Origin of the sequence: Dyella thiooxydans (assembly GCF_001641285.1) — a bacterium.
Classification (GTDB): Bacteria; Pseudomonadota; Gammaproteobacteria; order Xanthomonadales; family Rhodanobacteraceae; genus Dyella_A; species Dyella_A thiooxydans.
The window spans coordinates 1,825,007-1,837,432 of sequence record NZ_CP014841.1 but is presented as its reverse complement, the minus strand read 5'-3'; the positions used below and the strand labels follow the sequence as shown (position 1 = coordinate 1,837,432).

12 protein-coding genes are annotated in these 12,426 nt (G+C 67.3%); 11 read left to right on the top strand and 1 reads right to left on the bottom strand.

The window, feature by feature from the left end; all coding sequences use genetic code 11:
• Window positions 1-33 precede the first annotated feature (33 nt).
• The 6 genes from leuS to ATSB10_RS08275 all read left to right on the top strand — a co-directional run bounded on the left by leuS (window position 34) and on the right by ATSB10_RS08275 (window position 8,672).
• Window positions 34-2,700, top strand: coding sequence for a leucine--tRNA ligase (gene leuS / locus ATSB10_RS08300; protein ID WP_063672019.1), 2,667 nt, complete (start codon window positions 34-36; stop codon window positions 2,698-2,700).
• Between the two features lie 5 nt (window positions 2,701-2,705).
• The gene (locus ATSB10_RS08295; protein WP_157469166.1) at window positions 2,706-3,239 is read left to right on the top strand and encodes an LPS-assembly lipoprotein LptE; all 534 of its coding nucleotides are present in this window, start codon (window positions 2,706-2,708) and stop codon (window positions 3,237-3,239) included.
• Between the two features lie 5 nt (window positions 3,240-3,244).
• Window positions 3,245-4,258: a DNA polymerase III subunit delta gene (holA, locus tag ATSB10_RS08290; RefSeq protein ID WP_063672015.1), complete on the top strand. Its 1,014-nt coding sequence runs from the start codon at window positions 3,245-3,247 to the stop codon at window positions 4,256-4,258.
• Window positions 4,255-4,896: a nicotinate-nucleotide adenylyltransferase gene (gene nadD / locus ATSB10_RS08285; RefSeq protein WP_063672013.1), complete on the top strand. Its 642-nt coding sequence runs from the start codon at window positions 4,255-4,257 to the stop codon at window positions 4,894-4,896. Before holA ends, nadD begins: the two co-directional genes overlap by 4 nt.
• A gap of 70 nt (window positions 4,897-4,966) precedes the next feature.
• Window positions 4,967-5,287, top strand: coding sequence for a hypothetical protein (locus tag ATSB10_RS08280; protein WP_063672011.1), 321 nt, complete (start codon window positions 4,967-4,969; stop codon window positions 5,285-5,287).
• 490 nt (window positions 5,288-5,777) lie between these two features.
• The gene (locus ATSB10_RS08275) at window positions 5,778-8,672 is read left to right on the top strand and encodes a TonB-dependent receptor plug domain-containing protein (RefSeq protein ID WP_063672010.1); all 2,895 of its coding nucleotides are present in this window, start codon (window positions 5,778-5,780) and stop codon (window positions 8,670-8,672) included.
• Between the two features lie 215 nt (window positions 8,673-8,887).
• On the opposite strand, the gene msrB is transcribed toward ATSB10_RS08275, so the two are convergent.
• Window positions 8,888-9,505: a peptide-methionine (R)-S-oxide reductase MsrB gene (msrB, locus tag ATSB10_RS08270; RefSeq protein ID WP_063672008.1), complete on the bottom strand. Its 618-nt coding sequence runs from the start codon at window positions 9,503-9,505 to the stop codon at window positions 8,888-8,890.
• Window positions 9,506-9,641: 136 nt separating this feature from the next.
• On the opposite strand from msrB, the gene ATSB10_RS08265 reads away from it, so the two are divergent.
• The 5 genes from ATSB10_RS08265 to rlmH all read left to right on the top strand — a co-directional run bounded on the left by ATSB10_RS08265 (window position 9,642) and on the right by rlmH (window position 12,386).
• Entirely contained in the window at window positions 9,642-10,301 is a 660-nt protein-coding gene (locus ATSB10_RS08265; protein ID WP_169816708.1) for a sigma-70 family RNA polymerase sigma factor, read from the top strand.
• Between the two features lies 1 nt (window position 10,302).
• Window positions 10,303-10,974: an NrsF family protein gene (locus ATSB10_RS08260; RefSeq protein ID WP_063672006.1), complete on the top strand. Its 672-nt coding sequence runs from the start codon at window positions 10,303-10,305 to the stop codon at window positions 10,972-10,974.
• Window positions 10,975-11,047: 73 nt separating this feature from the next.
• Window positions 11,048-11,371: a pentapeptide MXKDX repeat protein gene (locus ATSB10_RS08255; protein ID WP_063672004.1), complete on the top strand. Its 324-nt coding sequence runs from the start codon at window positions 11,048-11,050 to the stop codon at window positions 11,369-11,371.
• 142 nt (window positions 11,372-11,513) lie between these two features.
• A complete protein-coding gene (gene rsfS / locus ATSB10_RS08250; protein ID WP_063672002.1) occupies window positions 11,514-11,903 on the top strand; it encodes a ribosome silencing factor in 390 nt (129 codons plus the stop codon).
• A 12-nt stretch (window positions 11,904-11,915) separates the two neighbouring features.
• Window positions 11,916-12,386, top strand: coding sequence for a 23S rRNA (pseudouridine(1915)-N(3))-methyltransferase RlmH (rlmH, locus tag ATSB10_RS08245; RefSeq protein WP_063672000.1), 471 nt, complete (start codon window positions 11,916-11,918; stop codon window positions 12,384-12,386).
• The last annotated feature ends 40 nt before the right edge of the window (window positions 12,387-12,426 follow it).

Here is a 12,426-nt window from a genome sequence, read left to right as displayed (position 1 = left end):
CCCGTCGCATCACGTACCCACGGCACCGGACACATGCAGAACAACGACGAACAGGGTTCCCCTTCCGCTGGCACCGAGGCGGGCGAAAACGCCTACCGGCCGCAGGCGGTGGAGGCGGCAGCGCAGCAGTACTGGGCCGCCGAGCGCGCCTACGAGGTGACCGAGGATGCCAGCCGTCCGAAGTTCTACTGCCTCTCGATGCTGCCGTACCCATCCGGCGCGCTGCACATGGGCCATGTGCGCAACTACACCATCGGCGACGTGATCAGCCGCTTCCAGCGCATGCAGGGCAGGAACGTGCTGCAGCCGATGGGCTGGGACGCGTTCGGCCTGCCGGCCGAGAACGCCGCGATCAAGAACAAGACCGCGCCGGCCAAGTGGACCTACGCCAACATCGAGCACATGCGCGGCCAGCTCAAGTCGCTGGGCTACGCGATCGACTGGTCGCGCGAGTTCGCCACCTGCCGCCCCGACTACTACGTGCACGAGCAGCGGATGTTCGTGCGCCTGATGAAGAAGGGCATCGCCTACCGCAAGAACAGCGTGGTGAACTGGGATCCGGTCGACCAGACCGTGCTGGCCAACGAGCAGGTGATCGACGGCCGCGGCTGGCGCACCGGCGCGCTGGTGGAGAAGCGCGAGATCCCGCAGTGGTTCCTGAAGATCACCGACTACGCGCAGGAGCTGCTCGACGGCCTGGACACGTTGCCCGGCTGGCCGGACGCGGTGAAGACCATGCAGCGCAACTGGATCGGTCGCAGCGAAGGCCTGGAGATCCATTTCGCGGTGGACGGCGAGGCCGACCCGCTGACCGTGTTCACCACGCGTCCCGACACCCTGATGGGCGTCACCTTCGTCTCGATCGCCGGCGAGCATCCGCTGGCGCTGAAGGCGGCTGGGAACAACCCCGCGCTGGCCGCGTTCCTCGCCGAGCTGCGCCAGGGCGGCGTCTCCGAGGCCGAGCTGGAAACCCAGGAAAAGCGCGGCATGGCCACCGGCCTGTTCGCGATCCACCCGGTCACCGGCGACAAGGTGCCGGTGTGGGTGGCCAACTTCGTGCTGATGGGCTACGGCACCGGCGCGGTGATGGCGGTGCCGGGCCATGACGAGCGCGACTTCGAGTTCGCCGGCAAGTACGGCCTGCCGATCCGCCAGGTGATCGCGGTCGAGGGCGAGAGCTACGACGCGACGCGCTGGCAGGAGTGGTACGGCGACAAGACCCGCGCCGACATGCGCGTGGTGAATTCCGGCGTGCTGGACGGCAAGAACTACCGCCAAGCCTTCGACACCATCGCCGAGGTGCTGGGCAAGGACGGCAAGGGCGAGCGCCGGGTGAACTACCGCCTGCGCGATTGGGGCGTCAGCCGCCAGCGCTACTGGGGTTGCCCGATCCCGGTGATCCGCTGCGCCAAGTGCGGCGACCTGCCGGTGCCGGAAGACCAGCTGCCGGTGCTGCTGCCGGAGGACGTGGCGGACGTGTACTCGAAGGGCGGCGGCGTGCAGTCGCCGATCAAGGCCGACCCGGAGTGGCGCAAGACCACCTGTCCGGAGTGCGGCGGCGCGGCCGAGCGCGAGACCGACACCTTCGACACCTTCATGGAGTCGAGCTGGTACTACGCCCGCTACACCTCGCCGGGCGCCGCCGAGCAGGTCGATGGGCGCGCCAACTACTGGCTGCCGGTGGACCAGTACATCGGTGGCATCGAGCACGCGATCCTGCACCTGCTGTACTTCCGCTTCTATCACAAGCTGATGCGCGACGCGGGCCTGGTGCAGTCGGACGAGCCGGCCACCAACCTGCTGTGCCAGGGCATGGTGATCGCCGAGACCTTCTACCGCGAGAACGCCGACGGCTCGAAAGACTGGATCAATCCGGCCGACGTCGAGATCCAGCGTGACGACAAGGCGCGGGTGGTTGGTGCGCTGCTGAAGGCCGATGGCCAGCCGGTGCTGATCGGCGGCACCGAGAAGATGTCCAAGTCGAAGAACAACGGCGTCGATCCGCAGTCGATGGTCGGCAAGTTCGGCGCCGACACGGTGCGCCTGTTCTCGATGTTCGCCGCGCCGCCGGAGCAGTCGCTGGAATGGAGCGAGGCGGGCGTGGAAGGCATGGCCCGCTTCCTGCGCCGGTTCTGGCGCGAAGTCACCACGCACGCCTCGCAGCCGGATCATCCGGTGGTCGATCCGGCCGCGCTCGATGCCGGCCAGAAGGCGTTGCGCCGCCAGCTGCACGAGACGATCCAGAAGGTCGGCGACGATTTCGGTCGCCGCCACGCGTTCAACACCGCGATCGCCGCGCTGATGGAGCTGCTCAACGCACTGGGCAAGTTCAACGACATGAGCGACCAGGGCCGCGCCGTGCGCCACGAGGCGCTGGAGGCGATGGTGCTGCTGCTCAATCCGGTCACGCCTCACCTGAGCCATGCGCTGTGGCAGGTGCTCGGCCACCCGGAAACCGTGCTGGAGACGCTGCCGTGGCCGGCGGTGGATGAGTCCGCCTTGGTGCGCGATTCGCTGACCCTGGCGGTGCAGGTCAACGGCAAGCTGCGTGGCACCATCGAGGTACCGGCCAGCGCGTCCAAGGACGAGGCCGAGGCGGTGGCCCGCGCACATCCGCAGGTCCTCGCGTATCTTGAGGGCCTGACCGTGCGCAAGGTGATCGTGGTGCCTGGCAAGATCGTCAACATCGTCGCAGGATGAAATCCATGAGCCGCCTCGTGAAGCTGTTGCCCCTGCTGGCCACTGTCCTGCTGCTGGCCGGCTGCGGATTCCATCTGCGCCAGAGCGTGGCGCTGCCACCGTCGATGCAGCGCATTCACCTCGCCATGAGCGGCGGCGGCGACCTGCAGCGCAACCTGGCGCGAGCCCTGCGCAATTCCGGCATCACGATCGAGGATGCCTCCGGCCCGGGTATCGCCGAACTGGCCGTGCCGGTGGCTCGCTTCGGCACGCAGATGCTCAGCATCAGTGGCGGTGCCCGCATCACCGAGTACTCGGTGCAGTACACCGTGAAGTTCAGCGTGGCCGACGCGACGGGGGCCGTCCTGCTGCCGGAGCAGAGCATCCAGATGTCGCGCGAATACAGCTACGACGCCACCAACACGATCGGCAACCAGGCGCAGGTGGAAGAGATCCAGCGCAGCCTGATCGACGACATGGTGCAGTCGATCCTGTTCCGCCTGCAGGCGGCCGCCCGCCATGCCGATGCCGCCGCTGCCAGCGGCGGTACCACGCCCTAAGCGCGATGCCGCTGGCACCCGCCCAGTGGCAAAAGACGCTGGCGGCCGATCGGCTGCAGGGCGTCTATCTGCTGGCGGGCGAGGAGCTGCTGGTGCTGGAGGCGGCCGATGCGGCGCGTGCACGGGCGCGCGAGCTCGGCTACACCGAGCGCGAGGTGCTCGAGGCTGGCCAGCATTTCGACTGGGATGACCTGGCCCGTTCCGCGGCCGGCCTGTCGCTGTTCGCCACGCGCCGCCTGCTCGATCTGCGCCTGCCCACCGGCCGCCCCGGCGTGGAAGGCGCCAAGGCCATTGGGGCCTTCTGCGAGGACCTGCCGCCGGATGTCACCCTGCTGATCACCGCCACCGAGTGGAGCAGCAAGCACGAAGGCGCGTGGACCAAGAAGGTCGACGCGGCCGGCGCCATGGTGGTGTTCAACGCGCCGCGCCCGCATGAATGGGCCGGCTGGATCGGCGCGCGGCTGGCGTCCCGTGGGCTGAGTGCCACGCCCGACGCGGCAGCCCTGCTGGCGCAGCGCGTGGAGGGTAACCTGCTTGCCGCCGCGCAGGAGATCGACAAGCTGGTGGTGCTGCACGACGGCAAGAGCCGCATCGATGCGGCCGAGATGGAGCAGCTGGTTGCCGACAGCGCCCGCTACGACGCCTTCAAGCTCACCGACGCGGCGCTGGCCGGAGACGGCGGTCGCGCGCTGCGCGTGCTGGCCGGGCTGCGTGCCGAGGGTGAAGACCTGATCCCGCTGATGGGCTGGGTGGTCAACCAGCTGCAGCTCGCGCTGCGCCTGGCCAATGCGCGCGACTTCGGCGCCCAGGCCAAGGCCGAGCGGCTGTGGCAGTCGCGTGAGCAGTTGTTTCGCCAGGCGCTGCGCCGCGCGCCGCGCGAGCACTGGCTGAAGTGCCTGGCACGTGCCGCCCGCATCGACCGCATCGCCAAGGGGCGCGAGCAGGGCGATGCGTGGCGCGAAGCCGAGCGACTGATCGCCGCGATGGCCGAGCCGCGTTCCGCCGCGGCACTGGCATGAAGCCGCTGGCGATCCTCGGCGGAACCTTCGACCCGGTGCACATCGGGCACCTGTGCGTGGCCTGGGAAGCCTCCGAACTGCTCGATGCCGAGGTGCGGCTGATGCCTGCCGGCGTGCCGCCACACCGCACGCCGCCGGTGGCCTCGGCAGAGCAGCGCGTCGCCCTGCTGCGCGCCGCCCTGGCCGGCCAGGACCGCCTGCAACTGGACCCGCGCGAACTCGGGCGTGACGGTCCTTCGTACAGCGTGGACACGCTCGAGGCGCTGCGTGCCGAGCAGGGTGATCGCCCACTGGTGCTGCTGATGGGCGCCGACGCCTTCGCAAGCCTGCCGAGCTGGCATCGATGGTCACGCCTGTTCGAGCTGGCGCACCTGGGCGTGTTCACCCGGCCGGGGTTCAAGGCCGCGTGGCCGGCGGACCTGGACGCAGCGATCACCGGGCGCCTGGTCGATCCGGCCGGTGACTGGTACGTCAGGGAAGCCGGTTCCGTGTTGCAGCTGGAGGTGACGCCGCTGGAGATATCCGCCACTCGCATCCGCCGGCTGCTCGCCGAGGGACGGGTGCCGCGCTACCTGCTGCCGGAGGGGGTGTTCGACGTGCCAGGGTGGCTTGAAGTCTATCGGCGGAGTCCGGGCTGACGCGTGCCACGGGATGTCGGCCGGTCGTTGTCCTGACGTGATGGCGTAGCCAACCGGTGAGCGGCCGGTGATGAGGCAACTGGACGCAGCGACGTGGCAGTGTCGCGCGCTGGTGGCGGCTACCGTGGTCCCGCTGCTGGCCCTGGGCGCGTTTCTGGAGTTTTCCCCCCTTGACACCCTGGTCGATGTGCTGAGCATCGATGGCCTGCGGCTGCGGCTTGGGATCCCGCTGACCGGGGTGCCTCTGCCACTGCTGCTGATGGCCGTGATCGGGGGCGGTCCGTTGGTGCGGTACGTGGGCCGGGCGACCGGTGATTCCCTGCCCGATCATGGCGGCCCGGTCGGGCAGCATGGCTATCTGCGGCTGGGCGTGCGCGTCGATTCTGCCTGAGTCTTGCATTGAGGTGAGGCGGCGGATGGAGTCGGGGCTGCGGCGTACGCAGTCACGATCCGAGCGGTCGCCGCTTGCAGTAGGCGTGCCCGAGTGAGAAGGCGGCGATGCCTCAAATGATGCAGTCAGGTGCCGGGTCGAAAGAGCGGTGAGGATTCGTGCCCGCAGCTTGTCCACGCGAGCGCCTGCACGGCAACGGTAACTTTGCGCGGGCGTGAGCTGATGCGCTTCATCAAAGTAGGTGAATAACTGCTTGCGACTTTGATGTCGGTAGCAGAGCGTCATCAGCCATTTGACACGATTGTTACCACATGGTTAAGTCGAAGCTTCGCCTTCATCCCCCAGTTCGTCGGACCAACCGCTCCGCGGACTACGAAGGCGGATAACAAGAGCGTCATCTAACTGGCCCCGGCCCCGCGTTGCGAAGCCGCGCCATGCTTTTTTTGTCCCTCGCTTGGGACGTGCACTTATTGCAGGAGTTTGGCTTTACATGAAGATTGGATCCAACAAGCTATCGCTCGCCGTGAAGTTTGCGCTGGCCATTGGCGTGAGCGCGGTCGCCACCTCGGCGTTTGCCCAGGACGCCTCGTCCACCGATCAGAAGGCAGATGCTTCCAAGGCCCAGCAGCTTCAGACCATCACGGTCACCGGCTCGCGCATCCGGAGTGTCGACATCGAGACCCAGCAGCCGGTATTCGTGATGACCCAGGACGACATCAAGAAGACCGGCCTGACCACCGTCGGTGACATCGTCAGCCGCATGTCGATGGTCGGCACCCCGGACTTCACCAGCGCCTCGGTGCTGGCTTCCAACTCCGAGCAGGGCGGCTCCTACGTTGACATGCGCAACCTCGGTGCGCAGCGCGTACTGGTGCTGGTGAACGGTAAGCGCTGGTCGACCAGCGTTGCCGGCTACACCGATGTGTCGAACATTCCTGCCGCGCTGATCCAGCGCGTCGAAGTGCTGAAGGACGGCGCCTCGTCGGTCTACGGCTCCGACGCGATCGCCGGTGTGATCAACTTCATCCTCAACGATCACTTCCAGGGCGCCCAGTTCGACGGCACCTATGGCGTGAACCAGAAGGGTGACGGCAAGACCACCAACTACAGCCTGACACTGGGCCAGAACAACGAGAAGGGCTCGATCGTCTTCAACTACACCTACAACAAGCAGGGTCCGGTGTGGGCGAGCAAGCGTGCGCTGACCAACGGCAACGACGGTCCGTACCATGAGAACCGCCTGTTCCTGGGGCCGTGGGGCGAGTTGTACGATCCGAACTCGGGTACCGACATCGTGCTGAACCATGCCAATGGCGTGGGTGCCTCGCCGTCCAATGACCCGGCCAGCTACCACGACTGGGATGGCCGCGTCGCGGACTCGTTCAATGCCTCCAGCCAGATGCTCGAGCGCACGCCGACCACGCTGAATTCGATCTTCACGCACGGCACCTACAACCTCACCGACAACGTGACGTTCAAGGGCACCGCGATGTACTCGCAGCGCCACGCGTTTTCGCAGATCGCCGGTTATCCGTTCAGCTCCGGCGCGTTCACCGATCCGGTGCTGCTGTCGGGCCAGAGCTACTACAACCCGTATCCGGGTACCAACTTCCAGGTCTACCGTCGCACCGTCGAGTTGCCGCGCCAGACTCGCAACAACACCAACACGATGCATCTGGATGCCGGTCTTGAGGGTTATTTCAACGTCGGCGAGCACGAGTGGAACTGGGATGCCGGCATCGCCTACAACCGTAACGAAGGCACTCTGGCGGGTTCGGGCAACCTTAACCGCCAAGCGATGGCGCTGGCGTTGGGGCCGTCGTTCCTCAATGCCGATGGCGTCGTGCAGTGCGGGACTCCGACCAACCCGCTGCCGCTGGGCACCAGCATCAACCAAGGTCAGTGCACGCCGTTCGACATCGCCGGTGGTCCCTCTGCCTCGACCGCGGACGCGCTCAAGTTCATCAACGCGCTTACCACCACCCGCTACGGCTCCAGCGAGCGTTCGGCCACCGCCAACATCACCGGCGGTCTGTTCAATCTGCCGGCCGGCGAGTTCAGCTTCGCCGCTGGCATCGAGAGCCGTCAGGAGAAGGGTTACCTGTACCCGGATCTCGCCAGCCAGTCGGGCAACACCACCGATCTGGCTGCCAACTCCACGGCCGGCCGTTACCGCGTGAACGAAGGTTATGTCGAGTTCAACGCGCCGATCCTGAAGGATCTGCCGGGTGCCAAGTCGTTGAGCGTCGACGTGGCCAGTCGCTACTCGCACTACAGCAACTTCGGCAGCACCACCAACAACAAGTACGGATTCAGCTGGAGGCCGATCGACGACCTGCTGGTGCGCGGCAACTACGCCGAGGGCTTCCGCGCCCCGACGCTGGACGATACCTTCGGCGGTGGTTCGCAGAGCTTCGACACGTTCCTCGACCCGTGCGATACGGTCTATGGTGCTGCAGCGACCAATGCCCAGGTGGCAGCACGCTGCACGGCCGATGGCGTGCCCGCCGGCTACCGTCAGCTCAAGCAGGACAAGAGCACGATCACCAGCGTGAACGGTGCGCAAGGCCTGACCGCATTCAATGCAGGCGCTGGCAATGCCAACCTGAAGCCGGAGACGGCCATCACCCGTACCCTGGGCCTGGTGTACAGCCCGGATTACGTGCCCGGCCTGGACATGTCGCTGGACTGGTACAGCATCCGAGTCAGCAACCTGATCTCCGCGATCAGCGCCGGCTACGTGCTTGACCAGTGCTACTCGCAGGGTTCGCAGCAGTACTGTGGCCAGTTCTCGCGTGACCCGGACACCCACCAGGTGGTCAACCTCAATCGTGGCAACGCGAACCTGGGTTACCTCGAGACGGAAGGCTACGACTACTCGATCCGCTACCGCCTGCCTGAGTATTCGTTCGGTCGCCTCGTCGCGCAATTGGGCGGCAGCTACGTGTCCAAGTACGAGCAGCAGAGCTCGCCGGGTGCCGTGGTGCAGGAGTCGGTGGGTCAGTACCCGATCTACCGCAACCGCGCCAACGTGTCGCTGGACTGGTCGAAGGGTGACTTCGGTGCCACCTGGACCGTCCGCTACTACAGCTCGATCCGGGACGTCTGCTACAGCGCCAACGAGTGCAACCAGCCCAACTACACCAGCCCGAGCTGGGGTTACATGGGTGCGAACCGCCACGGTGCCACGGCGTTCAACGACGTCCAGTTCCGCTGGAATGCGCCGTGGAACGGTCAGTTCCGCGTGGGTATCAACAACGTGTTCAACAAGCAGCCTTCGGTGAACTATCTGGCGAACCAGCTGGGCTACAACAGCGCGTCGTCGGTTGATCCGAACCTGGATCTGGACCGTTACTTCTACGTGGGCTACACGCAGAAGTTCTGATCCCGACCATCAAGTGCAAAGCAAAAAAGGCGGGCCGCAAGGCCCGCCTTTTTTCTTTCGCCAGTTCCCTGGGAATGAAGTGATCGCGGCAGCGGAGAAACGCCTGGTACATGGGGGATGACACCACCCTATCTCTGCCCTCCACACATTCGGCAGGGGCAGCGGGACGACCTTGGCTCATGTCCAGTCAGGGCGTCGGGCTCGATGCGGGAGAATCAGGCTGCCGCATGCGGCACGAACTTCAGCGCCACCGAATTCATGCAGTAGCGCAGCCCGGTCGGCCGCGGGCCGTCGTCGAAGACGTGGCCGAGGTGGCCGTCGCAGCGGGCGCAGCGCACTTCGGTGCGGACCATGCCGAAGCTGGTATCGCGCTTCTCGATCACGTTGGACGCGGCGATCGGCTGCCAGAAGCTGGGCCAGCCGGTGCCAGAGTCGAATTCGGTGGCGGCATCGAACAGCGCAGTGGCGCAGCCGACGCAGCGGAACAGGCCGGGCCGCGCAGGCTTTTCGTGGTCGCCGCTGAAAGCGCGCTCGGTACCGTCCTGGCGCAGCACGTAGTAGGCCATCGGTGACAGCCGGCGGCGCCATTCGGCATCGCTCAGGACGACCCGCCGCACGGTGCACGCCCCCAGTGCGCGGCCGTCGTCGGCAAAGCACTGCAGGCGCACCTCGGTGGCGCTGCCGGGGCTCGTGCCGGCAGCAGGGCCGCGCTCGCGGGCGAACAGGCGGGGGACCGCGGCCAGCCCGGCGATCGTCGCCAGCGCACCACCGGCCAGAGCCATCCGCAGCAGGCGGCGGCGCTCGATCATCACGATTTCCTGGTTTGAGGACATGCGGCGCTTCTCCGGCACAGGACGGGTACTCCGGCCATTCGTCCGGGCCGGAGGGCAGGTTACGCCGGTGCTGTACGCGGTAACCGCGCGGGGCGATGCAGCGAATCGCACGAAGATCCGCCCGAAGAGCCCGTGCATGTCCGCCATCTTGACCAATGCCCTCGTGATCGGTGTAGATGGCGGCCTTGCCTCGTATCAGGACGCCGTCCGCGCCGTGGACGATTCTTCGCTCAGCGACAACCAGCAGGCCGACCTGCGCCGCGCCGCCTGGATGGCGGCCGCGCAGACGGGCGACCGCGTGGCCTACGAGCGGGTGCTGGGGGAATCGGTCGGGCTGGTCCGCGCAGTGGCCCGACGCCAGGGTGTGCCTGCCGACCTGCTCGACGACGTGGTGCAGGAGACCCTGATCACCATCCATCGTGTCCGGCACACCTACGACCCGGCCCGTTCGTACCATGCCTGGCTCTCGGCCATCGCCAGTCGCCGGGCCATCGACAGTCTGCGCCAGAGCGGTCGGCGCGGTCGCCGCGAGCTGCACGAGCCGCTGGCCGTCGAACAGCATGCCGACGAGCGGCAGGCGAACGACGCCGCCGAGCAGTCCGAGCGGGCGGCGGCGTTGCGCGCGGCCATCGCTACGCTGCCGCCGGGCCAGCGCGAGGCGGTCGAGCAGTTGGGGCTTCACGAACATACGCTGGCCGAGGCGTCGGCCTTGACCGGGCGATCCACCGGCGCCCTGAAGGTAAACCTGCACCGTGCTCTCAAGGCGCTGCGCAACCGACTCCACGGAGAACACTGACGTGGCCGATGCGCCCAACCACCAGTCGCTGATCCACGCGCTGGGTGCCGATCTGGCGCCGGTCCGGCGCCTGCGCCCACCGCTGTGGCGGGCGCTGGGCTGGACGCTGTTGCTGACCGCGATGGCCGCACTGCTGGTCTGGCATTACGGGCTCACGCCGATGCTGACCCGCTGGCGTGGTGCGCCCGATCTGGCCTGGGCCGGCGTCGGTGCCGTGCTCACCGCGCTGGTGGCCGGCTGGGTGGCGTTCTCGCTGGGCGTACCAGGACGACCGGTATCGCGTGCCTGGCTGGTACTGCCGCCGGCGTTGCTGTGGATCGGCGCCAGTGGTGTGGGCTGCCTGCGCAGCTGGGTGGCGCCGGATACGGTGGTCGCCACGATGGCCGGTGCGCGCGGCTGCCTGGAGTTCATCCTGGCCTTCTCGCTGCCCTTGTCGGCGGTGCTGGTGGTGTGGCTGCGCCGCGCGTATCCACTGCGCCCGGTGCTGACCGCGGCGATGATCGGCGTGGCCAGTGCCGCCGGTTCGGCCAGCCTGCTGGAGATCTGCCACGAGTTCGATGCGGCGGCGACCGACCTGGCCGTGCACGCCCTGGCCGTGGGTCTGGTGATCGGGGTGAATGCGTTGTGCGGGGGACGCCTGCTGCGTCCGCGTCGCCCGGTCGGCGGCATGTAACCACCGGCCGGCTCCGGGCGAAAGGCAGGTGTGCGGCAACGGTCGCACGTCCCTTTTCCAGGAGTAACGCCGCATGAAAATTCTCGCCAAGCTCGCCCTCGGTCTCGCTTTCGCCGGCCTCGCCGGTGGCTTTGCCAGCGCTGCGCTCGCGCAGGACAGCATGGCCCAGGACACCGGCATGAAGCACGACGCCATGAAGGGTGACTCGATGAAGCACGACTCGATGAAGCACGACGCCATGAAGGGCGACTCGATGAAGCACGATTCGATGAAGCACGACGCCATGAAGGGCGATTCGATGAAGCACGACTCGATGAAGCACGACGCCATGAAGGGCGATTCGATGAAGCACGATTCGATGAAGCACGACGACGCGATGAGCGGCGGCGGCATGTGACGCGTCCGGCCCCGGGCGGGTGCCGGCGAGCCGCACCGCACCGGGGCCGACGATTCCGGGCCGAGGCCGATCCCGGCAGGTACGGGGCGCTATAATGGCGGCGCGCGATCCCGCGCTGCTCTCCGTACCGAGGCCTCTCCTCTTGGCTAATTCCGCCCGCAACGACACGCCGGTTTCCACCTCCAGGCTGCGCCAGCAAGTGCTGCAGGCGCTGGAGGACCTGAAGGCCAAGGACATCCGCGAGATCGACGTCCGCGGCCGCACCTCGATCGCCGATCTGCTGGTGGTCGCCTCGGGCACTTCGACCCGGCACGTGAAGTCGATCGCCGACGAGGTGGTGAAGTTCGCCAAGAAGGCCGGTGTGATGCCGCTGGGCGTGGAAGGCGAGCAGGAGGCCGAGTGGGTGCTGGTGGATCTCGGCGACGTGATCGTCCACGTGATGCTGCCGCGCATCCGCGAGTTCTACGGGCTCGAGCGGCTGTGGACGGTGGGCGATCGTGAGCCCGATGCCGGCGCCGCCAGCGTCGGCTGATTCCCCGCATCGATGCGCGCACGGCTGATCGCCGTCGGTGAGCGCATGCCCGGCTGGGTGGCCGAGGGCTTCGCCGAATACCGCAAGCGACTCTCGCACGAGCTGCCGCTTGAGTTGGTGGAGCTCAAGCCCGGTGCTCGTGGCAAGGGCCGCGACGACGCGAAGGCGATCCTCGACGAGGGTGCGGCGATCCTCGCCGCGATCGGTCGGGACACCCACGTGGTCGCGCTCGACGGCCGAGGCAGGACCTGGTCCAGCGAGGATCTCGCCGCCCAGCTTCAGCAATGGCGCATGGCCGGTCGCGACCTGGCCTTCCTGATCGGCGGACCCGACGGCCACGCGCCCGAGGTGCTGGCGCGGGCCGACCAGCGCTGGTCGCTGGGGCCGTTGACGCTGCCGCACATGCTGGTGCGGCTGGTGCTGGCCGAACAGTTGTACCGGGCTACCACCATCGTGGCCGGACATCCCTACCATCGTGCCTAGGCCGGCCGGGCGCCGGGCGGCTATGCTGCCGGTTTCCTCG

Coding starts and splice junctions, on each gene's coding strand:
- ATSB10_RS08280 (WP_063672011.1), top strand. CDS start 4,967: ATGAGGCAACTGGACGCAGCGACGTGGCAGTGTCGCGCGCTGGTGGCG.
- rlmH (WP_063672000.1), top strand. CDS start 11,916: ATGCGCGCACGGCTGATCGCCGTCGGTGAGCGCATGCCCGGCTGGGTG.
- ATSB10_RS08275 (WP_063672010.1), top strand. CDS start 5,778: ATGAAGATTGGATCCAACAAGCTATCGCTCGCCGTGAAGTTTGCGCTG.
- msrB (WP_063672008.1), bottom strand. CDS start 9,505: ATGTCCTCAAACCAGGAAATCGTGATGATCGAGCGCCGCCGCCTGCTG.
- ATSB10_RS08295 (WP_157469166.1), top strand. CDS start 2,706: ATGAGCCGCCTCGTGAAGCTGTTGCCCCTGCTGGCCACTGTCCTGCTG.
- ATSB10_RS08255 (WP_063672004.1), top strand. CDS start 11,048: ATGAAAATTCTCGCCAAGCTCGCCCTCGGTCTCGCTTTCGCCGGCCTC.
- holA (WP_063672015.1), top strand. CDS start 3,245: ATGCCGCTGGCACCCGCCCAGTGGCAAAAGACGCTGGCGGCCGATCGG.
- nadD (WP_063672013.1), top strand. CDS start 4,255: ATGAAGCCGCTGGCGATCCTCGGCGGAACCTTCGACCCGGTGCACATC.
- ATSB10_RS08265 (WP_169816708.1), top strand. CDS start 9,642: ATGTCCGCCATCTTGACCAATGCCCTCGTGATCGGTGTAGATGGCGGC.
- leuS (WP_063672019.1), top strand. CDS start 34: ATGCAGAACAACGACGAACAGGGTTCCCCTTCCGCTGGCACCGAGGCG.